Consider the following 25,014-nt stretch of genomic DNA (forward strand, 5'->3'; position numbering starts at 1 on the left):
CTAGAGGCAAGCTTCCAGGTAGGTTTGATCGAAGCCGAACTGGCGTGCCTTTTCGAGCGTGTAGGGGCGCAAGCCGGAAGCACGGAATTCGCCGAGGATCTTTCCGTCTTCGCTTTCGTCGAGATATTCGAACTTGAACAGTTCTTGCGTCACGATGACATCGCCCTCCATCCCGATAACTTCGGTGATGTTGGTCGTCCGGCGTGAACCATCACGCAGGCGCTTCACCTGAACGATGAGATCGACCGATTCCGCGATTTGGCGGCTGATGGCTTCCTTCGGGATCTTGATGTCGCCCATCAAAATCATGTTTTCCATACGGCCCAGACATTCGCGCGGGCTGTTGGCGTGGAGCGTACACATCGAGCCATCGTGGCCGGTGTTCATTGCGGCGAGAAGGTCGAAGCATTCTGCGCCACGAATTTCGCCAAGAATGATACGGTCAGGACGCATACGCAGCGCGTTCTTGACGAGATCGCCGATGGTGATGGCGCCTTGGCCTTCGAGGTTAGGCGGGCGCGTTTCCAAGGGCAGCCAGTGCGGCTGTTGCAAGCGAAGTTCGGCCGCGTCCTCGATCGTCAGGACGCGCTCGCCAGGATCGATCATCTTAGACAAAGCGTTCAGCATCGTCGTTTTGCCCGAACCCGTACCGCCGGAGATCACGATATTCATCCGGCACGCGCCAGCAATCTTCAGGGCGGTCGCCATCTTCTCACTCATCGAACCAAAATTCTTGAGCATGTCGATGGTAATCGGCTTTTCCGAGAACTTACGGATCGAGATCGCCGTGCCTTTTAGGCTCAGCGGCGGAACGATGACGTTGACGCGCGAACCGTCCTTCAGGCGGGCGTCGGCGAGCGGTGTGGTCTGGTCGACGCGGCGGCCGACCTGATTGACGATCCGCTGAGCGATCTGAAAGAGATGCTGCTCGTCGCGAAACCGGATCGGCGCAAGTTGCAGCTTGCCCTTCTTCTCGATGTAGGTTTGCTCAGGACCGTTGATCATGATGTCCGACACGTCGGCATCGTTCAGCAATTCTTCCAACGGACCAAAGCCGAGCAACTCGTCGATCAGAACCTTCTCAAGAGCGAACTGTTCGCGCCGGTTCAGCGTGACTTTCAATTCCGCCAGAACTTCCATAATGATCGGGCGAAATTCCTCGGACAGTTCGTCCTTAGTGAGCGTCGCAGCTGCTTCGGGATCGACGCGTTCGAGAAGGCGAGGAAGAACTTGTTCCTTGATGTTGTGAACGCTGGCCTCGAACCCGGTCGCTTCGGCAGGACCTTCGACGACCGCGTTTGCGCGATCGGTCAGACGCGCCATCGGATCGAGCGGATCGCTCGTGGAACTTGATGGAGCCGCAGGTGCACGTTCCTTAGCCTCGTCATCGGGCAGGGGCGGAAACTGACTGTCGGCACGCTTTCCAGGATGCGGCGCATCGCCGCCATGCATGGCCTTCGCGACACCGAAAGTAGGGCGTGCGCCAGGCTTCATCCCGCCAGCCCCGTTTTTCCGTCCGAATGCACTCATGCCGAAAAATCCCTCATATTATTTCTTGCCTCGTTCCGATCGTCAGCCGGCCCGGCGGCGAATGTGGTGAATAATTTGGAAACCTTAAATTTTCCCTATGCGGCCCCGGCGTTCTCGGGGACGGGAGCGGGCTGGCCTACGTCATTCTGTTCGATGAGAGTCGACGTGCTGGCGGAAGCTTCCTCGCCGGCGAATCTACGGGCCAGATAAAGCGCCAGCAGCGCGCAACCGATGCCGACCGGCAAATCGATCACATAATGCCATCGATTGGCGACCGCATCGATGGTGATGAAGAGGAACAACGGCGTAAGGAGGCCCGTGAGAACCGGAGAACGCTTTGCCGCGAACATGAGGAAGAGAAACGACGCCCCCGTATGTAACGAGGGCATGGCGGCCAAGCCAACCGTCAGTTGGCGACCGCCCTGGTCAGCCAGCCAGGCAGCGCCCCCTGCGACGTTCGCTTCCCACGAGCCGAGCATTCCGCGCTGTGCATCGGTAGATAGCGGTTCGACGCCGACTTCGTACAGAAACGGTCCGAGAGCGGGCGTCAGCAAATATCCGATCGATCCTAGAATTTGGAGGCAGATAATCGCGACCATCAACTCGCGGAAGTCTTCGGAGCGGCGAAACGAGACGAAGATGAAGACGAGATAGAACATGGCAATGAAGCCGATCATGTAGAAGTTGCCGTCGAGAGCTATCACGCTGTCGAGGGCCGATCTGATCGCCATCGCTGCATCGACCACGGGTCTGACAGCCTCGTCGGTCCGCCAGAAGAAATCGTCCCATAAAGCCCCGTTGAGGTGGGGAATCCAAAGCTTGAGATTAAAATGGCAGACGAGAACGAGCGCGTATGCAGGAAGAGCAGTGAAAAAGACGCTGCTTACCTTGCGCTCGGGAGAAAACATGATGGTCACGCCCCAGATCGCAATTGCGATCAACGGGTATAGATAATGGATTCCCACGAAAGAGGCGCGTTCGCTGTTCGGCAAGCTGAACGGTAAGCCGGACAGCAGGCCGACTGCCAAGGTGACCGTCAGAAACGCCAAGGCCAGAACGACCTCGACGGGCAGTTCGAACCGCAACCATGTCGGCTTCTGCGACTGTGTCATGCTTATAAGGTTCCCAATCCCCTGATGACACGGGAATGGGCACTTTTGGTTAACATTGCGATAACGCAACGGAGATACGGAACAACGATTGATTGCCGGGAATTAGCGCCTAGGACATTCGCATTCCCTCATCGTGCCGGATTCGCTCCCGCAAACCAGAAGGACCCTTACGCATATGTGCGGAATTATCGGTATTGTCGGAATGGCGCCGGTCGCAGATCGCCTCGTCGACGGTCTCAAGCGCATGGAATACCGAGGTTATGACAGTGCGGGCATTTGCACGATAAACGACGGCCAACTCGTTCGGCGGCGCGCTGAAGGCAAGCTAGCCAACCTCGTCGAGGAACTGCGACAAAATCCGGCGGAGGGCGACATCGGTATCGCTCATACGCGGTGGGCGACGCATGGTGCTCCGACAGCACGCAACGCCCATCCACACGCTACGGAACATCTCGCGCTCGTCCACAACGGGATTATCGAAAATTTCAGGGAACTGCGAGCGGAACTGACCGCCGACGGGAGAACTCTCGAAAGCGAAACGGATAGCGAGGTAGTCGCTCATCTCGTATCTCGTGAGATCGAAAACGGGGCAAGCCCGGTCGAAGCGGTCACCGCCACCTTGCCGCGCCTTCGTGGTGCTTTCGCGATAGCCATCGCATTCAAGGACTACCCGGATATGCTTATCGGTGCACGTCGGGGCTCGCCGCTCGTTATCGGCTACGGAACATCGAGCGCAGATGGCGAAATGTATCTCGGATCGGATGCACTCGCGCTTGCCCCGCTTACCCAGCAGATCAGCTATCTCGAAGAGGGCGACTGGACGATCATCTCCCGTGATGGCGCGCAAATCTTCGATGAAAATAACAATGAAGTGACGCGCGAAGTCCGCCCTTCTGGCGCTTCGGCGACCGCCATCGAGAAAGGCAACTACCGGCACTTCATGCAGAAGGAGATATTCGAACAGCCGACGGTCGTTGCGCAAACCCTGCAGAGCTATTTGCGCCAGGCAGACAATTCCATCGCGCTTCCCCAGTTTGACTTCGATTTGTCGCGTGTCCGCCGCGTCACGATCGTGGCATGCGGGACATCGTATTATGCCGCGATGGTCGCGAAATACTGGTTCGAACAGTTTGCACGCATCCCGGTCGATCTCGATGTCGCGAGCGAATTCCGCTATCGCGAGCCCGTGCTGGAGGACGGAGGGCTCGCACTCTTCATCTCGCAGAGCGGGGAAACGGCAGATACACTGGCTGCCCTCCGCCACTGCAAGGAACAGGGTCAGACGATCGGCGTCGTCGTAAACGTTCCGACCAGCACGATGGCACGCGAGGCCGACCTCCTTCTGCCGACGCATGCCGGCCCGGAAATCGGTGTAGCGTCGACCAAGGCGTTCACCTGTCAGCTTGCAGTTCTGTCTGCGCTCGCCGCGCATATGGCGGTGCTGAAGGGCCTCATGTCGCCAGAAGAGGAACAGCGCGTCGTCGAGCATCTTCTCGAAGTCCCCGCTTGTTTGAACTCCGCGCTTGATAGAGACGAAGAGATTGCCGGTATGGCTCACCTTATCGCACCAGCGAGGGATGTGCTCTATCTGGGCCGGGGGCCGGACTTCCCCCTCGCGATGGAAGGGGCATTGAAGCTGAAGGAGATCAGCTACATCCATGCCGAGGGCTATGCCAGCGGAGAGATGAAGCATGGGCCGATCGCTTTGATCGACGAGCACGTGCCCGTGGTCGTTTTGGCACCTTCGGGACCGCTTTTCGAGAAGACGGTCTCCAACATGGAAGAGGTGCGAGCACGAGGAGGAAAGATCGTGCTTATCTCCGATCGCGAAGGCATTGCAGAAGCGGGTGAAGGATGCATGGCGACTATCGAGATGCCCCGCGTCCATCCTTTGATTGCGCCTATCGTCTACGCCATTCCGGTCCAGCTGCTGGCGTATCATACTGCTTGCCTGAAAGGCACCGACGTCGACCAACCGCGCAATTTGGCGAAGTCCGTAACAGTCGAGTGAAAGGCGAACGAAATAAAGACGATTACCTTTTCAACAAAATGAGTAATTAACTGCATTTTTACTTTCATTGCGACCGATGGTTTACGGCTACGTAACATTTGGTCTTTATCCCCGCGCGGGTGAAAAGCGAAAGTGCCTCCACTTCTGACAAAGGTAAAGCCCTCTCCGTAAGGGCGATATTGGGCTTCGATCGCGCCGGATCGGAGCAGTGGCGGCAATTACGGGCGTTCCAATACGCCGACGCCAAGACCTTTTCGTATAGAAGACTTGCCGGTCATGCGTTTGCCGCAACCCTTTTGCTCGTGCTGATCTGGCCATCGGTTTCATTCGTCAGCTACGCAGGATGGCTCGCCGCTCTGGCAGGCGCGGTTTGTGCAAGCATCAGGTTCGAACGTTCGCTCGGAGATGTCGACCGCCGTCCGATGCTTCGAACTGAACTGTTTCAATTTGCGGGAATGCTCGCGCTTATCGGTAGCCTATGGGCATTGCCCGCCGTTTATTTCTCGCTTCAAGCCGATCTGATCGGTCTTTATGCGACATGGTCGATCATCATTCTTGCCGTGACGGTTTCCTGTTTAGGCCTCGGTAATTCACCCCTTTCTACGATCGTTTTCACGCTCTTCAGTTGTGCTGGCGTAATTTTCGGCTTCCTGGTTCTAGACCAATTCCTTTATGCGACGATTACCGCGGCTTACGTCGTAATCGTATGTAGCGGCACGATCGCGAAGTCGCGCTTGCACCTTGCATCCAAGATTGCGGAAGCAGGAGTCGCCGAGAAGGATCAGGTCGTCTCGCTCCTTCTGCGCGAATTTGAAGAACATGGGGCCGACTGGCTTTGGCAAATCGACAGCTCGCGCCGATTGCGGAGCGTTTCGCCGAGGTTTGCCTATGCGATCGGACGCGATCCGGCAGAAGCGAACGGTCTGGCCTTCATCGAAACGCTTGCGGGGAAGAATTGGGGCAAGGACAATCTATGCAAGAGCTTGGCTGAACTGGCCGACAAGCTGAAACGTCGGGAGAGTTTCGCCGAACTGGTCGTTCAGGTCGACGTGCAGGGCCGCAAGCGGTGGTGGGAACTATCGGGCACCCCGATCCTCGATGATCGCGGCAACTTCACGGGGTTCCGCGGTGTCGGTTCGGACGTCACCGAAGAGCGGGAATCGTCCGAAAAGATCGCCTACCTCGCTCGGTACGATACGCTGACAAGTCTTCCGAACCGTCTGCTGGTCAACGAGACGCTGGCAGACGCCTTGAAATTCGCAGAGCAATGGAAGTCACGCTGTGCGTTCCTGATGCTCGACCTCGATCGGTTCAAGGCCGTCAACGATACGCTCGGACACCAAGTGGGTGACAAGTTGCTGGCGCAAGTCGCGGAACGTCTGAACGCCTTAATGGGCGAGCGCGACATGTGCGGCCGCTTGGGTGGAGACGAGTTCGGGGTCGTCATTCTCGAAAATGCGAATACGCAATACGTCAAGAAGCTCGCGAAGAGCATCATCGAAAGCATTTCAGCCCCTTACATCGTCGATGATCATACGCTGCATGTCGGCACAAGTGTCGGCTCCGCTGTAGGGCCACGCGATGGCAAGACAGTCGAGGAACTGATGCGCAGCGCAGACCTCGCTCTCTATCAGGCTAAAGACCTCGGGGGCGGGGAACATTGCTCGTTCGAGGCTTCGCTGCATGCTTTAGCCGAAGAGCAGCGGCAACTCGAAGCATCGCTGCGCAATGCGATCGGTAATGATGAACTTGAACTGCTCTATCAACCGGTCGTCGATGCGAACTTCGAGAAAGTGGTGAGTTTCGAAGCGCTTCTTCGGTGGAACAGCAAATTGCATGGGGTCATCAGTCCCGCGAAATTCATTCCCATGGCCGAGGAAACTCGCATGATCCTGCCGATCGGCAAATGGGTGATGGAGCAGGCTTGTCGCAAGGCAACACAATGGCCTTCGCACGTCATGGTGAACGTAAACGTCGCTGCTGCCCAGCTACTCGAACCCGACTTCGCGGACATGGTCGCGGCAACATTGGACAAGGCCAATTTGGCTCCGCATCGGCTCGAAATCGAAGTCACCGAAAGCGTTTTTCTGAGCGATGCAGGCGTTGCCCGCGCAGCGCTCGAAAAAGTTCTCAATCTCGGCTGCAGTGTTGCGCTCGACGATTTCGGCACCGGTTACTCGTCGCTCGGATACCTTAGAACTCTTCGATTTTCGACGATCAAGGTGGATCGTCTTTTCGTCCAGGGGGCTGCACAGGGCAATCGAGAGAGCCTCGCGATCATTCGCGCGGTCGTCGCCATGTCAGATAGTCTCGGCATGACGACAACGGCTGAGGGTGTCGAGAACGCCGACGAAGCAGCCCTCATCCGAAGCTTGGGCTGCACGAAAATTCAGGGGTATTATTTCGGGCGACCCATGCAGGCGATCGAGGCAAGCGATTTGTTACGCCGCGAGACGTTGCGGCGGGCATAAGGCGTCTTACGATCACGTCAGCTGCTGTCAGGCCGGTTCGAGGCTCTCGAGCAAGCTTTCAAAAATAGCCCGGCCATCGGTTCCGCCATGCGCCTGATCGATGGCCCGTTCGGGGTGTGGCATCATCCCCAACACATTGCCCTTTTCGCTGATCACGCCGGCGATGTCGTTGCGCGATCCATTTGGGTTTTCCGTGTAGCGGAAGACGATACGACCGTCCCCTTCGAGCTGCTCCAGTGTTTCGGGATCGGCGAAGTAATTGCCATCATGATGCGCGATCGGAATGCGAATTTCCTGCCCTTCGGCCATGGCCGAGGTGAAGCGCGTTCGGTTGTTCTCGACGCGTAGGCCGACGGTCCGGCAAATATAGTTCTGACTGGCATTGCGCATTAATGCTCCCGGCAGGAGACCGCTTTCGGCGAGCACCTGAAAGCCATTGCAAACACCGAGAACCGGGACGCCACGTTCTGCTGCCCGAACGACTTCCCGCATGATCGGGCTGTTGGCAGCCATGGCGCCAGCGCGCAGATAGTCGCCGTAGGAAAAACCGCCGGGAAGGGCGATAAGATCGAGCCCCTCAGGCAGGCTCGTATCGCGATGCCAGACCCTGGCGACCGATGTACGCGACAGCTGTTCGAGTGCGACCACCATGTCCCTGTCGCAATTGGATCCCGGGAAGGTAATGACCGCTGAGCGCATGGTCATTCGTCGCCTTTCTCGATGCGGTAGTTTTCGATGACCGTATTGGCGAGCAGGGTGCGGCACATCTCGTCGATGCGTTCGTCGCTCGTATCGGAAGCGACGTCCAGTTCGATGATCCGTCCGATCCTGACATCTTTGACGCCTTCGAACCCAAGCCCTTCCAATGCGTGATGCACGGCGCGGCCCTGCGGATCGAGAACGCCGGGCTTGAGGCTGACATGAATTCGGATTTTCACAGGTTGACGCCTTCGCTTGCTCTGAAAGGAACGACGCCCGCTATGCCTTTTGGTATTGGACCGTGCAAGGCGCTGTGGGTGGTTTTCACCTTTCGGTCGCGGCCTCCGGTGCGTCGCGAGGAAGGACGCGAATATCGACCGCCCCCGCCGGATCGAGAAAACGCATGGCAAGTTCCTGAAGATCTTCTGCCGTATAGCTTTCGTAGCGCGTTCGAGCTTGCAAGATGCGTTCGACTTCCTTCGGCTGGCTTTGTGCGCGAGCCACGACCTGGAGCCAACCGGAATTGGATTTGAAACGGTTGTCGAGGGATTGCAGGACGGGTTGGCGCGCTCTCTGCAGGACGTCGTCGCTCACCGGTTGCTTCCTTAAACGACGGAGCACCTCGCCCATGGCCGCGCGTGCCGCCGAAACCTGATCGACATCGACCGACACACCCATTTCAAACGTCCCGAAGTCATCGAAACGGCTCGAGGGACTGCTGCTGACACTCGCCGAATAGGTCTGGCCAAGTTCCTCGCGCAGTTTTTCGGTAAGTTCGAGCTGTACGACCCGCGCCAACAAGTTCAGTGCCGAAACTTCGCGCCAGTCATCGTCGTCAACGGTCGGCCAGATCAGTCGCACCATAGCCTGATCAGCTTCGCCTTCGTGAGTGACGACGTGAACACCTCGGTCGGTAGTGAAAGGGAGTTGACGTCTGCCATCGTCGTAATCGCGCCAGTCGGTTTCGCGTTGCGGCAAGGCGCCGAACGTCCGGCTCACCAGTTCGATCACGCGCGCTTCGTCGATATCCCCGACAACGCCAATTTCGATGGCTCCGTTCTGCAATCGATCGGAGATATTGCGCGACAACTGATCGTAATCGAGCTGCGAATATTCTTCGATCGGTTGGCGAACGAAACGCGGGTCGTTATCGGTCAGCAGAGGATAGCGGGCCTCGTTAAGCGCAGAGGCGGGGGTCTTGCCGAGCTTCGCATAGAAGTCCGGCAGGCTCTTGCGCCAAGGACCGAGACCTTCCGCTCGATAACCGGGATCGACAATGTATGCGGTCAGCAATTGAAGCTGTAGTTCCAGGTCATCCGGTGTCGTGCTTGCAGAAGCCTGGAACGCGTCATCGCCGGCGCTGAAAGCTGCGCGGACAGCCCTTCCGGCAAGGATGCTTTGCAGTTCGTCTCGGCTGTGTTCGCCCAGTCCGCCTGCCGGCAACAAGGAGGCGAGAGCGACCGCATTCGGGTTGTCGCGTGTTTCCAGTGCCTGACCACCATCGATTGCCACGGATATGAGAACGTTGTTGTCGGCCAGATCGGTCGGCTTCAAATTCAGCCTGACCCTATTGGCAAAGGTAATCGCTCGGGCACCAATCGATTCAATCCGTCGATCCTCGATCACTTCGCCTGATGGTCCAAAATCCGTATAGGCAAAATTTTGCTGCTCGGACTGGTCGTAAGGCGAAATAGGCTGGGCGAAGGCGGATTGAACCGCTTCTCGCAATTCGGCTTCGCCGCCTTCGGGTGCCGATTTGCCGGCAAAGCGGATAAGGGGTTCATCGAGCGGTATCGCATCCTCGCGAAATGCAGCCAAGACCGCTTCAGGGGTGACGCCGGCAGCGAACCGTTCGAAGTTCGCCAAATTAACGGTCGGTCCAGCCGGTACGCGATCCCCTTCAACGATCAGTTCGACATCCCGCAGAAAAGCCGCATTGCGACGCGTCGCTGCGTTCCGCTCAGCATTCTCGTAAGCAGTCCGGAGGTTTGCCATCTGCTCCGCTACTTCAGCTTCGGAGAAGCCGTATTGCAGGGCTGTTCGGTACTCTCTAACGGCTGCCATGATGGCCGGGCGCCATTGTCCGTCTTCGCTGGCAACCGACAATTCCGCTGTTCTGCCGGCTTCGAAGAAATCGGAGACGCCTATCTGCACGCCTCTGAACGGGGCGTCTTCCGAGCGCACGAGGGTCTGCAACCGGCGGTTGAGAATGCGTGCGCCGATCGAACGAAGCAACGCTTTGTGGCGCTCATCGAGCGTATCGGGACGATCGATGAAGCTGCCATGGCGAGCAAGCGTCAGCGTTTCGGTAAGGGCTGGATCGACATAGATGTCGGTCTCTCCGGTTCGCATGGGATCGATTGTACCGGCGTCCACCTTCTTGCTCGTTCCGGACCTTTGCCAGTCGGCGAAATGGCGAATGATCCGCTCTTCGGCTTCCTCAACTGTAAAATCGCCGACCACGACAACGACCGTATCGCTCGGCAGATACTCGCGCTCCCAGAATGCGCGCAATCCAGCGGCGGTTGCTGCATTCAGCGTGTCGACGGTTCCGATGGGGATGCGTGTAGAAATCCGCCCTTCGGGATAGAGAAAGTCGAAGCTGTCCAGCGTATTCTTGAAGCTGTAATTGTTGCGGCTTCGCCGTTCCGAAAGGATGACGCCGCGCTCCCGCTCGACCGCGGCGGGGTCGAAGGTCAGTTCGCTCACTGTCTCACGCATGAGCATGAGAGCGGTATCGAGAAGTTCGGAGTCCGCGCGAGGCAAGTCCAGCTTGTATTGGGTCTGGTCGAACCCGGTCGACGCATTCGTGTCGGCGCCGAAAGCGAGCCCCTCGCGTTCGAGCAGCTTCACCATTTCGCCTTCGGGAACGTTCGTTGATCCGTTGAACGCCATGTGCTCGACGAAATGCGCGAAACCGCGCTCTTCTTCTGTCTCGTCGAGCGAACCGGTTGCTATGTACATCCGGACGAGTGCAGTCCCTTCCGGTCGCTCGTTCGGGCGAATGACATAGCGCAGCCCATTGTCGAGCTGTCCGAAATGCCAACCCTCTTCCGGCTCGAACTCACTGTCTTCGAGGTTCCAGTCGCTCGCGTTCCAACCGGACTGCGATGTTGCCACCGTTGTCGATTGGCTAACGGTTTCCTGAGCAGAAACCCCTATAGAACTGAAGAGAAGGGCGAGCGTCGCGACGGCAAATTTCGAGTACATCGAAAGCCTTATCGCTTCGTCCGACTTAACCGGCAATTACCCCGGCGGTCTATCTATTTACCCTTTGTCGGCTTTCCGCCACCGCGCAGGCGGTTGCGTGCGATCGACATGTCGAGGACTTCGCCGGGCACGTTGTCGTCGTTCTGCAGGATGCCAAGACGTCTCGCGACCTCGTTATAGGCTTCTTCCTCGCCGCCCAGATCGCGCCGAAAGCGATCCTTGTCGAGCTTTTCGCCGGTCTTCATGTCCCACAGGCGACAACCGTCCGGGCTGATCTCGTCCGCCAGGATAATCCGGGAATAGTCGCCGTCATAAAGCCGCCCGAACTCGAGCTTGAAATCGACGAGGCGTATGTCGATCGCCGCGAACATGCCGACGAGGAAGTCGTTCACTCGAATGGCCATCGAGGCGATATCCTGCATTTCCTCATGCCCGGCCCAGCCGAAGCATGCGATATGCTCTTCGCCGACCAATGGGTCGCCCAGCGCATCGTCCTTGTAGCAATATTCGATCAATGTGTGCGGCAACGGATCGCCTTCCGTCAGTCCGAGGCGCTGACAGATAGAACCGGCTGCGACATTGCGAACGACTACCTCGATGGGGACGATCTCGACCTGCCTGATAAGCTGTTCGCGCATGTTGAGGCGGCGAATGAAATGCGTCGGTATTCCGATATTGGCAAGGCGCGTGAAGACGAACTCGCTGATGCGGTTGTTTATGACGCCCTTGCCATTGATCGTTCCCTTCTTCTGCGCATTGAAGGCCGTGGCATCGTCCTTGAAGTACTGGATGATGGTCCCGGGTTCCGGGCCTTCATACAGGATTTTGGCCTTGCCTTCGTAGATTTGGCGGCGACGGGACATGGTCGATTACTCCGAGGACGAAAAAGCTAAACCCCGGTCCGCGGAGCCTGACGCTGCTACGCTTGCCGGGGCAATGACAGGCTCTTACACCTCGCAGCGTGTCGATGCAATTGCACGAAGCATTTGCATTGCCTCCTGAGAGCAAAGATGGGATCGAATGGACGCCCGGGGATACAACTATAGCCATTCGGGCATCGTCGTCGCTTCACAGACGGAATTTCACGAGTGGGAGACCTTCCGTATGGAAGGGTCGGTCCATCCGGACGTCTCAATCGAAGTCCGTTCACCATGCGCGCCGCTCGATATCGGGGCTGGACTTGCTCCTTACGGTTATCGTTCCGACGGAGACGCTTTCTCATTCTTCGTGCGGGGCGTCGCGCGTTGGAATATCGAAGCAGGCAGGCAAATCGTCATCTTGCCCGAGCAGAACGCCGATCTTCGGGCATTGCGGCTCTACACACTCGGCAGCGCGTGGAGCGTCCTCGGCTATCAGAGAAGGTGGCTGATGTGGCACGGCAGCGCCGTCACGTGGGCGAGCGGCGCGGTGCTTTTCTGCGGCGGGCAGGGGGCGGGTAAATCTACGTTCGCCGCGTTCGCTTCCGATCGGGGGCATGCCCTCGTCGCGGACGACCTCAGCCGCATAGCCTGGCATGCAGGACCTCGATCGGAGCCGCGCATTTATCGTTCCACCGGGCAAGTCAAGCTATGGGAACCCGCGATCGAGCATCTTGGGCGGCAGGCCGATATCATTGAGCGCGATCTGTCGCGCAGCACGAAGTTCCACTGCGCGCCGGCATCGTTGTCCGGCCAAAACGAGCTTCCGCTGCATGCGATAGTCATCCTTGAATGGGGAGAATCTGTCTCTTTAAGTCGTTTAAGGGGCAGCGAGGCAGTCAGCGCCGTCCTTGCGCAGACGTCCTATCGGCGTCCGTTTCTCGAAGCCATGTCGCTGCTAGAACAGGATACCCGCGCGGCTTTACCCGTCATTGCGCGCGTTCCCGTATATCGGCTCAGGAGGCCGCGGGACTTCAATCAGATCGAAGCCGCTTATGCTACTCTGGTCGCTGCAATATCATGAGATGTGGTGCCCGGGGGCGGAGTCGAACCACCGACACGACGATTTTCAGTCGTCTGCTCTACCACTGAGCTACCCAGGCCCATCTACTCGTCCGGTGCATACCGGGGAGCGTTGGAAGCAGCGCCTATGACGAACCAGTCCGGGCTTGGCAAGCCCGTTTTCAGGAAGCGTCGTTCATTTCTTCCGGCGTGGCAGGACGACCCGGAACGCCGTAGCCTTCCCCAAACCATTGGTTGAGATCGCGGTCGCGGCAACGCGAAGAACAAAAGGGGCGATATTTCTCGTCACGCGGTTTCTTACAGATGGGGCAGGGTCTTGAAGTCATCGCTCGACAATCTGTGCATTGCCGGCGGAAAGCGCAAGTGACGGGTTTTCGGATAAGCGGACCGGCCGACCAGACCTCTTTTGTAATTCGTCAAGCCAGCTCGAACGCAAGGCGGCAACGACCGCAGGATGCGCTTCGATAAACGTCGTTCCGGCACCTTCGACATGCTCTGCGCGGCGAAGGAGCAGGCGCGCTGCTGCAGCTTCCGGATCGGCTTGAATTGTAGCGATGAGCGAGGGACGTATTTTGCGTGTGACGACTTGCACGAAACCGAAACCGTTCATCGCCGTCCGCTCATGAGCAATATCGCTTAGCGCTTTATCGAGCGCCTGATCGACTTGCTTGCGCTCGGATCTCGCGGGCAAGGTCGGAAAGTCAATTCCTATCGATCCGGACAAATCGAACCGCGCAATGCAGCGGCCGATGGTTGAAACAGCATTTATAGCAAGCTGTCGAGGAGGACCCGGGCCATCGACATCGATGAGGGTCATCGCAGGCGTTTCGCTGATGAACAGAGTACAATTCGCGACACGAAGTTCGCCCGACCAAGCGTCTTGCCAGAATGTTTCCCATAAGCCCGTTTCGAACCGTCGGACCAGTTGAGCCCTCTCCCCTTCCTGGCGCAATTGATCGAGCAAACCAGCTGTTTCCTGAGGAAGGCGGTCAGTCGGGCGCAGCAAGGGAAGTTTCGTTCGGTTTGCCTCCCGAATAGCCGTACGGCGAACTTCGCAACTTAGCGCCATTCCCGCGGTAACATGTTTCGGCAGTCGATCGACGAGGCTCTTTCGACCGTCGGGAAGCGCGACAGTTCCGCGATTCGAGCCGGATCGCTTCGAAACCAGTTTGCACTCAACGACCGATCCGGGCGTGAGATTACCGGGAACGTGAATGCGAGCGGCGACCGGCTTGCCGCGTCTGAAAAGAATTGCGCGCTCCTCGCCAATGCCTTGTTCGACTTGCCAGTCAGGCAATGGCAAATCCTGCGGAACGCAAGAGCGTTCTTGTCTCGTAGAGGGGAAGGCCCACGACGCCCGAATGGCTGCCCTGCAACCAACTGATCAAACCGGCAGCCTCCCCTTGTATCGCATAGCCACCCGCCTTTCCGCGCCATTCCTGCGAGCGGATATAGGCATCTTGCTCCTCGGCGGAGAGCCGCTTGAACTTCACCGCAGAGACCGAGAGTTTGAGACGAACATCGCCATCCGGCGCGCTCAGGGCGATGGCGGAAAACACCCGATGCCGCCGTCCTGACAACAAGTCGAGGCAAGCCCTCGCTTGATCCTCGTTTTCTGCTTTCGGCAAGATGCGCCGGCCAACAGCCACGACCGTATCCCCGGCAAGGACGTGGCAATAAGGGGCATCAACCGCGCTCGCCTTTTCCAAGGCCATGCGTTCGGCATAGACCCGCGGCAATTCCTTCGAGTGCGGAGTTTCATCGATATCGGCAGGAACCACGCGATCTGGCGTGATGCCGATCTGTGCCAGAAGTTCGAGCCTCCGCGGACTGGCAGAGGCCAGAACGAGCGTCGGCGCAGTCACGAAGATTACTGCGGGCCGGGACCGCCGCGACCCGGCATGAAGCGATAGGTTATGCGCGCCTTCGTCAAATCGTAAGGCGTCAGTTCGCACAGCACCTCATCGCCGACCAGCACGCGAATGCGGTTCTTCCTCATCTTGCCTGCCGTGTGACCGAGGACCTCGTGGCCGTTTTCCAATTCTACCCGGAACATCGCATTGGGCAGCAATTCGACTACCTTACCGCGCATTTCGAGAAGTTCTTCTTTGGCCATGTAACTCGGTTTTCCTGTAAGCAATTGAGAATTCTTTGCAGCACATAGCGATGGGTTCGCGAAAAAGGAAGCGTCGAGGATCCGGGATGGACGATTGGCGACCAGGACCGAAACAAATTCCCTCAGCGTGCATTCACAACGAAACTTCTCAATCGGCTTCCATGACCAAACTGAACCTGTCGGCGTCGAGCCTCGCGGCGCTATGCTTCCTTCTGCTACCGGCGACCGCTCATTCGCAGGATATTGTTCCTGAGGCCGTCGATGATGACGGGCAGCTTCCCGCCAATACCATCGTCGTTGTCGCCGAACGCGTTCGCGGGCAGGTGCAAACGGATGCGCCGCCGATCGCCGAGCTCGACGAGGCCGATATCGAGGCACTGGGCGCCGGTTCGATCGAGGAAGTTATCGAGCGGATCGAATCGCAAACGCGTTCGGGTTCCGGGCGTGGCGGTCGCCCCGTGTTTCTCGTAAACGGTCGGCGTATTTCCAGTTTCCGCGAATTGCGGTCCTATCCCCCGGAGGCGCTTCAGAAAGTCGAGATACTGCCTGAACAGGTAGCGCTTCAGTTCGGCTTTTCGGCCGATCGCCGGGTCGTGAATTTCATCCTGAAGGACAACTTCAACAGCAAGGAACTCGAACTCGAATACGAACAGCCCACGGCAGGCGGTTTTCGCAGAACCGAGATGGAAGGCACCTATTTGCGGATCGACGGTCGGGACCGATTGAACATCAATGCGGAATTGAACGACACGACGCCGCTTTTCGAAAGCGAGCGCGGCATCGGCGTCTCTCTTCCCGTCTTGGCCGGCGATCCTGATCCGTCCCGGTATCGCACGCTCATTGGCGACAGCGCAGGGCTGGAACTGACCGCAAACTGGTCGAGAGGGCTGGGGGAGAGCGGGGCGGGCGGCTCGTTCAGCCTGAACGGCACGTTCGAGAGAGAGGACAATCGATCGCTCGATGGATTGAACACGGTCCTCTTGGTCGACGGAGATGGAAACGAGGCATTTCGCAGTTTTGGGCGCGCCTATCCCCTGACGACGGTAGGGCGAACAGATACCTATTCGCTAGGCTCGAGCCTCGATTTGCCGCTATCGGGATGGCAGGTCACCGGAACCCTCGACGCGATTGCAACGGACGGATCGACGGACTCCGACCTGGCTGCGCCGACCGAAGCGCTAAGGCAAGCGGCTCTGGCCGACCTCATTGCGATTGATGGGCCATTACCGACCTATAACGGCCCGGACATCGAGCGAGCCTCGACCAGCACCTACACCCTGGACTCGCTTGTGACAGCGAGTGGAACGCCCCTGAACCTTGCGGGTCTGGACGTATCGCTGACGCTCGATGCCGGATACAAGTGGAACAGGATCGAAAGCAGCAGCACGCTCGACGTGTCGAACGACGTGGCTTTGTCACGAAGCCGCTTCGAAGCTGGATTCAATTTGGGCGTGCCGCTCGGTCGCGGTTCGCGTGGTTTGTTGAAGGGTATCGGCGAACTTTCGGTCAATCTCGGGGCCGGGCTCGATTATCTCTCCGACTTCGGCACTCTGTCCGAAATCGAGAGTGGCATGACGTGGAGCCCCGCGGAGCGGCTGACCCTATCGCTCAATTACACGTTGCGCGATACCGCCCCCAGTCTGACGCAGCTCGGCGCGGCTACAATCCTGCGACCCAACGTCCCCGTGTTCGATTTCGTTACTGGCGAAACAGTCCTGGCCGACATCACGACAGGCGGAAATCCTAACCTTCAGGCGGAACGGCAACGCGACTGGAAAGTCTCGGCGAGCTATCGCTTCGATCTGTTCGACGATGCCCGTCTGAATTTCGACTATATCGACGAGGGCTCCGACGACGTCTCCGTCGGTTTTCCGACACTGACGCCTGCTATCGAAGCGGCCTTTCCGAACCGCGTGACCCGCGCTGCCGACGGGACACTGGTCGCGATCGACCAGCGCCCGGTCACCTTCACGGAGCGCAATGCGAGCCGTTTGCGGACTTCCTTCAACGTCTCGGGCGATATCGGTCGCTATCAGGAACCGCCCGAGGGAGAAGAGCGGCAACGCGGGCCGCAATTGGGCGGGGAGCGGCCCGGCGGACAGGGGCGCTGGCGCGTTTCGCTCGATCATACCTACGAAATTGCGAGTGAAATCCTCGTATCGCCCGGCGGACCACGCCTTGACCTTCTGGAAGGAGACGCGATCGGGAACACGGGAGGCGTCTCGCGTCATTCCGTTTCCGCCAATGCCTTCGCTTTTCACAAGGGTTACGGGGCCATCCTTAGCTTCGATTACCGCTCGCCGACACGCATCAACGGCAACGCCGTGACGGATAGTCCCGATCTGCTGTTCGGGTCGCTGGCGACGGTCGATTTACGCGCGTTCTTCGATCTGGAACGCTTGTTCGAGGACACCGAAGCGCTCGACGGAACGCGTCTTTCGCTGAATATCGACAATGTCTTCGATAAGCGCCAACGCGTGCGTGACGAAACAGGCGTGACACCGCTGCGCTATCAACCCTTCTTTATCGATCCCACCGGTCGCTACGTCGGAGTGGAGCTGCGCAAGCTGTTCTGATCAGTTCCCGCGTCCGGCGACGCGATCGCTGGCGAGATGCGTCTGCAAGGACTTGAGGTAATTCTCGCGCGTACGTTCGAGCACACGGGCTTGCGAAGTCCTGCGGTTGCAGCTGCCGATGCCCATCGGAGGTAGCCGCAACTCGGCAAGCAACCGTCCGATGTCCTGCGGTTCCTTGCGAGCAGAGGCCCGCAGTTGCGGGATCTTCTTGAGGTCACCATGTAGCAGCCCGAAAAGAAACAATTCGCGATAAGCGACGCGCTCGCTCAACCCGCTCGCCGTTCGCGCCTGCCAGACATCGGCAAGGCGATCGAGCGCTTCGTCGATCCGCTTCTGCTGGCGCTGTTCGCTCGATCTGACGCGGTTCTTCAGTAGCACCCAGTCTGCCGGCGCCTGCCCCACTTTGACCCGCTCAGCCTGGATTGCACCGACGAGACCCGCGAACGGGCCGGGCGCCGATAGTTGCATGGAAACAGGATTGAACCTGCCGAGCTGTTGCAGGTCGAGGAACGAGGCGTTGAGCGGCGTGACCAGCGTATTGGCAAGAGCGATCGCACGCCGTCCCAGCGGCGTGTCGCTCCCCGGTGCGTCGATAATGACAAAGCGCGCCTTGCTGCCGAGCCGGTTGATCTCCTGCACGAGTGCAGAGCCCGTCTGTTTCTCGACGACGGCGTAATTGGGACAGGCAATATCAACGGATAGGCAGGTCGCCGTCCCGCGCCGGTTTTCGAGCGCCGTTGCGAGCGTGCGTTGCCGGTAATCGAGATCGAGTGCCAGCACTTCCGCTCCGGCATTGGAGAGCGCGACGGCGCAGTGAAAGGCAAGGGTGGACTTGCCGACGCCGCCCTTTTCGTTCGCAAACGTGATGACGTGGCCGGGCGGCAACTGTCGGGATCGGACATCGGCAACGACGCGTTCCGCCATTTCGGGCAAAGTCACTCGATTGATGAATTCGCCCTGTTCATCAGTCCTATTGTCCATAAATTTTCCTGTTTCCCGTAATTTTCGACCGTTCCCGCGTTAACCATAAGCAGTTTTTGGAAAGTTTTTCCACAGGAAACTCACTTCCATGGCTTTGCCGCTCATCGAGAAGCGTTTTCGACTCTACCGAATCGTCAGACACGGAGCGAATTTTGATCGAGCCGTACGGGTTTCGCTTTAAGTGAAATCGTGCATCGCTATCTAACCGGCATGGCCAAGCCGACGACGAGCAGCAATTCCAAGACAGACCGGCGAAACGGGGAAAGCGCCCGGTCGGGCAGGATGACCAATCCGCACGGGGCGGAGCGGTTCAACGAGGACAAGGCGCGCAGTACGATCGCGTCCGCCCAGCCCGACCTCGAAGCTGGCGTCGCCACCATCAAGGATACCGTGCGTACCCTGAAGCATCAGCCCGGTGTCTATCGGATGCTCGATGCGCGCGGTGATGTGCTCTACGTCGGGAAGGCCCGCTCGCTTAAAAGCCGGGTCGCCAACTATGCTCAGCTGGCCGGTCTCACCAATCGTCTCAAACGAATGGTCAGCCAGTGTCGCTCGATGGAAATCGTCGTCACCAATTCGGAAGCCGAGGCGCTGCTTCTCGAAGCGCAGCTTATCAAGCGCTATCGTCCGCCGTTCAACGTGCTTCTCCGCGACGACAAGAGTTTTCCGTTCATCCTTCTGCGCGCAGGCCACGATTTTCCGCGCATCCAGAAGCATCGCGGCGCAAGGCGCGCGAAAGGCGAATATTACGGCCCGTTCGCCAGCGCGGGATCGGTCAACACGACGCTGAACGCGCTTCAGAAGTTGTTCTTGCTTCGCAGCTGCACCGATAGCTTTTTCTCAAATCGCGATCGGCCCTGCCTGCTCTACCAGATCAAGCGATGCAGCGCGCCCTGTGTCGGGCGGATCGACAAAGGCGGCTATGACGAACTCGTCAGTCAAGCCAAGTCCTTCCTCGCCGGAAAGTCGGGCAGGGTGCAGGAAGAGCTCGAAGGACAGATGGCGCAAGCTGCCGCCGATCTCGACTTCGAGCGTGCAGCCATGCTGCGCGATCGTTTGCGCGCCGCGACCTTCATCCAGGGAACGCAGGCGATCAATCCGGGCGGCGTCGGCAATGCGGACGTGTTCGCGCTGGCGGCGAAAGGCGGAACGACCGTCGTGCAGGCTTTCTTCATTCGCGGCGGTCAGAACTGGGGCCATCGCTCGTTCTTCCCGACGCATACGCAGGAGGTGGAGGAAGACGACATCCTGGCACGCGTAATCGCTCAGTTCTACGAGGAAGTACCGCCGCCCCGCACGATTTTGGTCGATCGCGAATTGTCCGAGCGCGAACTTCTCGAAAGCGCGTTTGCGCAAATTGCCGACCACAAGGTCGAAATATCTGTCCCTCAGCGCGGGCAGCGCCGCAACCTGATGGAGCAGGCAGCGCGCAACGCGAAGGAGGCGCTTGATCGCCGCCATGCGGAATCGGGCACGAAAGCGAAAACCCTGTGTGAGATGGCCGAGTTTCTCGAACTCGATGATGTACCGCAACGTATCGAGGTTTACGATAACAGCCACATTCAGGGCGCGAAAGCGGTCGCAGCTATGGTGGTTGCAGGTCCCGAAGGTTTCCAGAAGGGGCAGTACCGCAAGTTCAACATCAAGAGCGCGCAGACGAACGACGATTTCGGCATGATGCGCGAAGTTATGGAGCGTCGCTTCGCACGCGCCCTCAAGGACGATCCCGATCGCCAGACCGAGGGTGAAAAGGCGGTCTGGCCGGACCTCGTTCTGATCGATGGCGGGAAGGGCCAGATGTCGTCCGTTCGCGACACGCTCGCCGAGATGGGCATCGAGGACGTGCCGCTTATCGCCATCGCGAAGGGGCCGCATCACGGGCGCGAGGGGCGCGAGGTGTTTCACTTTCCCGATGGCCGGGAAAAGACGTTGCCGACTAATTCGCCGGTCCTGTTCTATCTGCAGAACCTGCGCGACGAGGTACATCGCTACGTCATCGGCGCGCACCGTGCCAAACGCAGCAAGAGCATCGTGACATCGCCGCTCGACGACATTCCTGGCATCGGGCCGACGCGCAAACGCGCTTTGCTCCTGCATTTCGGGACGGCGAGCAAGGTCAGGGCTGCGGCGCTAGACGATCTGAAACGTGCTCCGGGCGTCAGCGAAGCGGTCGCGCAGTCGATCTGGGACTATTATCACGCCGGCGATTAGTACGCGCGGAAACTCAGGCGAAGAAAAGGCCGCCCGGTGCGAACCGGACGGCCTTTCATTTTTGGGCTAAGTCGTCAGGACGCGAGGGCGGCCAGAAGCAGCAGCGCAACGATGTTCGTGATTTTGATCATCGGATTGACCGCCGGTCCGGCAGTGTCCTTGTACGGATCGCCTACCGTATCGCCCGTCACCGCCGCTTTGTGCGCTTCCGAACCCTTGCCGCCGTGATTGCCGTCCTCGATGTATTTCTTCGCATTGTCCCACGCACCGCCGCCTGCGGTCATCGACAGGGCAACGAAGATGCCCGAGATGATGACGCCGAGCAGGAGGGCGCCGAGCGCCGCGAACCCGTTGGCCTGCCCCGCGACGAGCGTGATGACGAAGTACACCACGATCGGAGCCAGGACGGGCAACATTGAAGGCAGAATCATCTCCTTGATGGCCGCCTTCGTGACGAGATCGACGGTGCGCGCGTAATCGGGCCGGCTTGTTCCTGCCATGATGCCGCTATCGGCGGCGAACTGTGCGCGAACGTCCTTCACGACGTCGCCCGCCGCACGGCCCACCGCGGTCATGCCCATAGCTCCGAAGAGGTAAGGCAGGAGTGCGCCCAGCAGCAGGCCGACGATGACGTAAGGGTTCTCGAGGCTGAAACTTACATCCAGCGCCGGGAAGAACTCGACGAGGTCGGCGGTGTAGGCAGAAAACAGAACCAGAGCCGCAAGACCCGCGGACCCAATGGCGTAACCCTTGGTCACGGCCTTCGTCGTGTTGCCTACGGCATCGAGCGCATCGGTCTTCTCGCGAACCGTTTCGTCGAGTTCCGCCATCTCCGCGATCCCGCCGGCATTGTCGGTTACCGGGCCATAGGCATCGAGCGCCACGACCATTCCGGCCAGGGCGAGCATCGCGGTCGCCGCGAAGGCGATCCCCATCAGGCCTGCCAGTTGATAGGTAACGATGATGCCGATCACGATGACGAGCGTCGGCAGGGCGGTCGACTCAAGGCTGATGGCGAGGCCCTGGATGACATTCGTGCCATGTCCGGTTTCCGACGACTTCGCGATGGACCGGACGGGGCGATAGCCGGTGCCTGTATAGTACTCCGTGATCCAGATGATGAGGCCGGTCACGATGAGACCCACCATCATCGACCAGAACAGATCCATGCCGGTAAAGCCGCCCGCGACACCTTCGACCGCTTCGACGGAAGCAGGATCGACGCCTACCTCGACGGCGGTTTCGGCGGCGATGCCGACCCCTCCGATCACCGCGTTCATGTCGCCCAGCGCCATGGTGGTTGCGAGATAGATGGCCGGAACCGACAGGACGGCGGTGGTGATGAAGCCCTTGTAAAGCGCTCCCATGATGTTGTTCGACTTGCCCAGCCGCACGAGGTAGGTGCCGATGATCGAAGTGACGATGCAGACGCCGCCGACCAGCAGCGGCAGGCTCATCAGGGCGAACAGCTCGTCACTCGCGAGATTGGTGATGAGCAGGGCGGTGAGAACCATGGTCGCGCCGACGGTCACGACGTAGGTCTCGAACAGATCGGCAGCCATTCCTGCACAGTCGCCGACATTGTCGCCCACATTGTCCGCGATAGTGGCGGGATTGCGTGGATCGTCCTCCGGAATGCCGGCCTCGACCTTGCCGACGAGATCGGCACCGACATCGGCAGCCTTGGTGAAGATGCCGCCGCCCAGCCGGGCGAAGATCGAAATGAGCGAAGCGCCGAAGGCGAGCCCGACGAGCGCGTCGATGACTTCCCGCTTTTCCGCCTGAACCGTGAGGTCGAGCGCCATCGGTCCGGTGAGCACCCAGAAGAAGACCGCAATCGCCAGCAACGCGAGGCCAGCCACGAGCATTCCCGTCACCGCACCGGCCCTGAAAGCGACCGTAAGTCCTTGTTGCAGGCCGCTTTGTGCAGCGGCGGCGGTGCGGACATTCGCGCGCACCGAGATGTTCATGCCGATGAAACCGGCGACGCCGGACAGCAAGGCTCCCACCACGAAGCCGGCAGCGGAGATCACTCCGAGGAAATATGCAACGATTACAGCCACTACCACGCCGACGATCGCGATCGTCGTGTATTGCCGCTTCAGATAGGCCTGCGCCCCTTCCTGCACCGCGCCCGCGATCTCGCGCATCCGGTCATTGCCGTCGCCGGCCTTAAGTACCTGACGCGACGTGATAATTCCGTAGATTACGGCGACGAGCCCCAGCGCGATGGAAATTATTACAAGTTCCACGAACATCCCCTTTTTTCCCAAGTCCCCGCTTATTGTTCGGGTGACCGGGCGAAGGTATAGGTCATCGCCGGACGCTGGCAAGAGCCATCCGCGCGACGAATTGTCGAAATGCGCATCCACAATGATGTCGAGAGGGGGCCTAGCGTCGTCGGGCGCGGGGTAAGCGTCGTTTCAGCCCTCGTGCCGATAGCCGAGCGCATCGTCGGGCGAGGGAGCCTCGCCATCAATTAACAGCGGCGTCCAATTCGCTTCTCCTACCGTCCCGATCCGAGCAATCGCGACCGGCCATTCGGAGCGCGGCTCGGCGGTGAAGAGAAGGGCGTAGTCGTCGCCCCAGCGCAGCGCTTCCTCGCGTCGTTCTTCGGGCGCGGAGAGCGGCACGGCGTCGCTGTCGATCTGGAAGGTCACGCCGCTCGCCTCGGCCATGCGCCGCGCATCGAGCAGCAACCCGTCCGAGACGTCCATCATCGCGCTGACCAGCGGTGCGAGCGCGCGTCCCTCGGCAAGGAGCGGGCGTGGTCGGCGATAGGCGAGGGACGCACTGCTGTCCCCCGCACCGCCGCGTATGTCCTCGAGCCCGATCATCGCCGCACCGACGCTGCCGCACAGATAGACGCCGTCCCCCGGGCGCGCACCGCTGCGCGAAGGCACCGGCGTCGCGCTCGCGCGCCCGATCGCCGTCAAGCCGAAGGCGCGCGCCGCCCCCTCAGGCGCAGCGACCGTATCCCCGCCGAGCAGCGGCACATCATATTCCGCCAGCACTTCCTCAAGCCCGGCAAGGAAGCGCGCATCCCCATCGCCCAGCATCGCGCCGAGCAGCACGCCGACCGGTTCCGCGCCCTTTGCCGCGAGATCCGACAGGTTCGCCGAGACCAGTTTCCAGGCGACGTCGGCAAGATCCTGCGAGGGGAGGTAGTGGACGCCCTCGACCAGCGCGTCATGCGTCAGCACGAGCGTTTCGTTGCCGACTTCCAGCACCGCGCAATCGTCCGCCAGCCCACGCGCCGCCGGGTGATGCGCCAGCTTGCGCAGCGCCGCGATGAAGTCGAACTCGTTCATCCGAGGACGACTAGCAAGTGCAGGCCGTCCTGTCTGCCGTCAGGCGGTTTGCGCTGTTCCGAAAGGAGGGCGGCCTCCCAAAGTATCCGTTCTTCGCACTGGGTCCGCGAATTTCGAACTTCCGAATGTTCCAGCGGATATCCGTTTATCGAGTGAACAGCGGCTGCGCCTTTAACTAAAACGAGATATCCTGGACAACCTGCCACCCGTCGTTCGGATCACGCCGCATCACTAACAGATAGTGGCTTTGGATGGTGCGCACCGCGTCGGTCGCAGGGTCCGTATAGGAAACCGTCAGCAGGCCACGGCTATATGCGAGATCATTGCTCGCAGCCACGTCCAGCCTCTCGTTCTCATACGCCAGCGCAAAGTTCGGATCGGCCATGAACCGGCTAATATTCGCCCTTATTTCATCGCGACCAGTGCGCAGCTCCTGACCGGGTATGAAGACGAATGCATCGGGCGCGTAGTGTCGCGCGGCCGCTTCGGCGTCTCCGGCATTGTAGGACTGCATGACTTCTGCTTCGAATGACCGGACGTCGTCCCTTGCCGAACTCGTTGCCGTCGTGGTCGTCAGAGAATTGGGAGCGCAGGCGCTGGATAAAAGGGCTGCTGCCAGGATCGTCAACGACACTCTCATACGGACCTACCACTCCGGCTAGGGCAAGGGATGGTAGAGACTACCGCGTATCGGACTGCCCGAAAAGGAGGGCGGCAGACAGGCCGGTCTTTGGTTGTTATCCGACAGGCAGCGAATGTCGGGCATGGGGTGGAAAGCGAACTTTAGCGAGCGTCGTGCGGCCTGCCTTGCAAGTTGTAAAGCATACTGCCGCAGAGCGCATCGGG

The 25,014-nt window shown here is 59.4% G+C and carries 19 protein-coding genes and 1 tRNA gene; 5 read left to right on the forward strand and 15 right to left on the reverse strand.

All coding sequences use genetic code 11. The annotated features are described in order from the left end of the window. A complete protein-coding gene (locus tag GRI38_RS02015) occupies positions 1-1,530 on the reverse strand; it encodes a TadA family conjugal transfer-associated ATPase (RefSeq protein WP_160681320.1) in 1,530 nt (509 codons plus the stop codon). Positions 1,531-1,625: 95 nt separating this feature from the next. After that, positions 1,626-2,642, reverse strand: coding sequence for a phosphatase PAP2 family protein (locus tag GRI38_RS02020; protein WP_160681321.1), 1,017 nt, complete (start codon positions 2,640-2,642; stop codon positions 1,626-1,628). A 175-nt stretch (positions 2,643-2,817) separates the two neighbouring features. Here GRI38_RS02020 and glmS point away from each other — a divergent pair, with 175 nt between their 5' ends. Beyond that, positions 2,818-4,653, forward strand: a complete 1,836-nt coding sequence (glmS, locus tag GRI38_RS02025; RefSeq protein WP_160681322.1) for a glutamine--fructose-6-phosphate transaminase (isomerizing) — start codon at positions 2,818-2,820, stop codon at positions 4,651-4,653. Between the two features lie 179 nt (positions 4,654-4,832). Beyond that, on the forward strand, positions 4,833-7,124 hold the full coding sequence (locus tag GRI38_RS02030) for a putative bifunctional diguanylate cyclase/phosphodiesterase (protein WP_237487311.1): 2,292 nt from the start codon (positions 4,833-4,835) through the stop codon (positions 7,122-7,124). A 27-nt stretch (positions 7,125-7,151) separates the two neighbouring features. Here the strand turns inward: GRI38_RS02030 and purQ are convergent, their stop codons facing one another. From purQ to purC, 4 genes are all read right to left on the reverse strand, one after another. Next, positions 7,152-7,823: a phosphoribosylformylglycinamidine synthase subunit PurQ gene (purQ, locus tag GRI38_RS02035; RefSeq protein ID WP_202389883.1), complete on the reverse strand. Its 672-nt coding sequence runs from the start codon at positions 7,821-7,823 to the stop codon at positions 7,152-7,154. 2 nt (positions 7,824-7,825) lie between these two features. Continuing rightward, on the reverse strand, positions 7,826-8,062 hold the full coding sequence (gene purS, locus GRI38_RS14020) for a phosphoribosylformylglycinamidine synthase subunit PurS (RefSeq protein ID WP_160681324.1): 237 nt from the start codon (positions 8,060-8,062) through the stop codon (positions 7,826-7,828). Positions 8,063-8,147: 85 nt separating this feature from the next. Next, positions 8,148-10,943, reverse strand: coding sequence for a M16 family metallopeptidase (locus tag GRI38_RS02045; protein WP_337191226.1), 2,796 nt, complete (start codon positions 10,941-10,943; stop codon positions 8,148-8,150). Positions 10,944-11,086: 143 nt separating this feature from the next. Continuing rightward, complete coding sequence (gene purC, locus GRI38_RS02050) at positions 11,087-11,896, reverse strand: phosphoribosylaminoimidazolesuccinocarboxamide synthase (RefSeq protein WP_160681326.1); 810 nt, start codon at positions 11,894-11,896, stop codon at positions 11,087-11,089. Between the two features lie 157 nt (positions 11,897-12,053). On the opposite strand from purC, the gene GRI38_RS02055 reads away from it, so the two are divergent. Beyond that, positions 12,054-12,974: a phosphoenolpyruvate carboxykinase (ATP) gene (locus GRI38_RS02055; RefSeq protein WP_160681327.1), complete on the forward strand. Its 921-nt coding sequence runs from the start codon at positions 12,054-12,056 to the stop codon at positions 12,972-12,974. A 4-nt stretch (positions 12,975-12,978) separates the two neighbouring features. On the opposite strand, the gene GRI38_RS02060 is transcribed toward GRI38_RS02055, so the two are convergent. The 5 genes from GRI38_RS02060 to infA all read right to left on the reverse strand — a co-directional run bounded on the left by GRI38_RS02060 (position 12,979) and on the right by infA (position 15,089). Then, positions 12,979-13,053: transfer RNA gene (locus GRI38_RS02060), tRNA-Phe, on the reverse strand. An 81-nt stretch (positions 13,054-13,134) separates the two neighbouring features. Continuing rightward, positions 13,135-13,299: a DNA gyrase inhibitor YacG gene (locus tag GRI38_RS02065; protein WP_160681328.1), complete on the reverse strand. Its 165-nt coding sequence runs from the start codon at positions 13,297-13,299 to the stop codon at positions 13,135-13,137. Beyond that, the gene (locus GRI38_RS02070; protein ID WP_160681329.1) at positions 13,296-13,664 is read right to left on the reverse strand and encodes a hypothetical protein; all 369 of its coding nucleotides are present in this window, start codon (positions 13,662-13,664) and stop codon (positions 13,296-13,298) included. The genes GRI38_RS02065 and GRI38_RS02070 overlap by 4 nt, the downstream gene beginning before the upstream one ends. 598 nt (positions 13,665-14,262) lie before the next feature. Next, positions 14,263-14,838 (reverse strand): Maf family nucleotide pyrophosphatase, encoded by a 576-nt coding sequence (locus tag GRI38_RS02075; protein WP_160681330.1) that lies wholly within the window; start codon positions 14,836-14,838, stop codon positions 14,263-14,265. Positions 14,839-14,843: 5 nt separating this feature from the next. Then, a complete protein-coding gene (gene infA, locus GRI38_RS02080) occupies positions 14,844-15,089 on the reverse strand; it encodes a translation initiation factor IF-1 (protein ID WP_047806247.1) in 246 nt (81 codons plus the stop codon). Positions 15,090-15,250: 161 nt separating this feature from the next. Between infA and GRI38_RS02085 the strand changes: the two genes are divergently transcribed. Continuing rightward, the gene (locus tag GRI38_RS02085) at positions 15,251-17,665 is read left to right on the forward strand and encodes a TonB-dependent receptor (protein WP_160681331.1); all 2,415 of its coding nucleotides are present in this window, start codon (positions 15,251-15,253) and stop codon (positions 17,663-17,665) included. Here GRI38_RS02085 and GRI38_RS02090 read toward each other — a convergent pair whose 3' ends face one another. Further along, the gene (locus GRI38_RS02090; RefSeq protein WP_160681332.1) at positions 17,666-18,646 is read right to left on the reverse strand and encodes a division plane positioning ATPase MipZ; all 981 of its coding nucleotides are present in this window, start codon (positions 18,644-18,646) and stop codon (positions 17,666-17,668) included. It lies immediately after the preceding gene. Between the two features lie 282 nt (positions 18,647-18,928). On the opposite strand from GRI38_RS02090, the gene uvrC reads away from it, so the two are divergent. Then, positions 18,929-20,857, forward strand: coding sequence for an excinuclease ABC subunit UvrC (gene uvrC / locus GRI38_RS02095; RefSeq protein ID WP_160682418.1), 1,929 nt, complete (start codon positions 18,929-18,931; stop codon positions 20,855-20,857). A gap of 74 nt (positions 20,858-20,931) precedes the next feature. Here uvrC and GRI38_RS02100 read toward each other — a convergent pair whose 3' ends face one another. From GRI38_RS02100 to GRI38_RS02110, 3 genes are all read right to left on the reverse strand, one after another. Continuing rightward, positions 20,932-23,115: a sodium-translocating pyrophosphatase gene (locus GRI38_RS02100; RefSeq protein ID WP_202389822.1), complete on the reverse strand. Its 2,184-nt coding sequence runs from the start codon at positions 23,113-23,115 to the stop codon at positions 20,932-20,934. Between the two features lie 165 nt (positions 23,116-23,280). Then, positions 23,281-24,168 (reverse strand): thiamine-phosphate kinase, encoded by an 888-nt coding sequence (gene thiL, locus GRI38_RS02105; protein WP_160681334.1) that lies wholly within the window; start codon positions 24,166-24,168, stop codon positions 23,281-23,283. Positions 24,169-24,343: 175 nt separating this feature from the next. Continuing rightward, the gene (locus GRI38_RS02110) at positions 24,344-24,808 is read right to left on the reverse strand and encodes a YybH family protein (protein WP_272916418.1); all 465 of its coding nucleotides are present in this window, start codon (positions 24,806-24,808) and stop codon (positions 24,344-24,346) included. Between the last annotated feature and the right edge of the window lie 206 nt (positions 24,809-25,014).

Origin of the sequence: Parapontixanthobacter aurantiacus (genome assembly GCF_009827635.1) — a bacterium.
Taxonomy (GTDB): Bacteria; Pseudomonadota; Alphaproteobacteria; order Sphingomonadales; family Sphingomonadaceae; genus Parapontixanthobacter; species Parapontixanthobacter aurantiacus.

Bases quoted from the DNA above. Each gene is read 5' to 3' on its own strand.
- GRI38_RS02015 (WP_160681320.1), bottom strand. From the start codon at position 1,530: ATGAGTGCATTCGGACGGAAAAACGGGGCTGGCGGGATGAAGCCTGGC.
- GRI38_RS02020 (WP_160681321.1), bottom strand. From the start codon at position 2,642: ATGACACAGTCGCAGAAGCCGACATGGTTGCGGTTCGAACTGCCCGTC.
- glmS (WP_160681322.1), top strand. From the start codon at position 2,818: ATGTGCGGAATTATCGGTATTGTCGGAATGGCGCCGGTCGCAGATCGC.
- purQ (WP_202389883.1), bottom strand. From the start codon at position 7,823: ATGCGCTCAGCGGTCATTACCTTCCCGGGATCCAATTGCGACAGGGAC.
- purC (WP_160681326.1), bottom strand. From the start codon at position 11,896: ATGTCCCGTCGCCGCCAAATCTACGAAGGCAAGGCCAAAATCCTGTAT.
- GRI38_RS02055 (WP_160681327.1), top strand. From the start codon at position 12,054: ATGGACGCCCGGGGATACAACTATAGCCATTCGGGCATCGTCGTCGCT.
- GRI38_RS02065 (WP_160681328.1), bottom strand. From the start codon at position 13,299: ATGACTTCAAGACCCTGCCCCATCTGTAAGAAACCGCGTGACGAGAAA.
- infA (WP_047806247.1), bottom strand. From the start codon at position 15,089: ATGGCCAAAGAAGAACTTCTCGAAATGCGCGGTAAGGTAGTCGAATTG.
- GRI38_RS02085 (WP_160681331.1), top strand. From the start codon at position 15,251: ATGACCAAACTGAACCTGTCGGCGTCGAGCCTCGCGGCGCTATGCTTC.
- GRI38_RS02090 (WP_160681332.1), bottom strand. From the start codon at position 18,646: ATGGACAATAGGACTGATGAACAGGGCGAATTCATCAATCGAGTGACT.
- uvrC (WP_160682418.1), top strand. From the start codon at position 18,929: ATGACCAATCCGCACGGGGCGGAGCGGTTCAACGAGGACAAGGCGCGC.
- GRI38_RS02100 (WP_202389822.1), bottom strand. From the start codon at position 23,115: ATGTTCGTGGAACTTGTAATAATTTCCATCGCGCTGGGGCTCGTCGCC.
- thiL (WP_160681334.1), bottom strand. From the start codon at position 24,168: ATGAACGAGTTCGACTTCATCGCGGCGCTGCGCAAGCTGGCGCATCAC.
- GRI38_RS02110 (WP_272916418.1), bottom strand. From the start codon at position 24,808: ATGAGAGTGTCGTTGACGATCCTGGCAGCAGCCCTTTTATCCAGCGCC.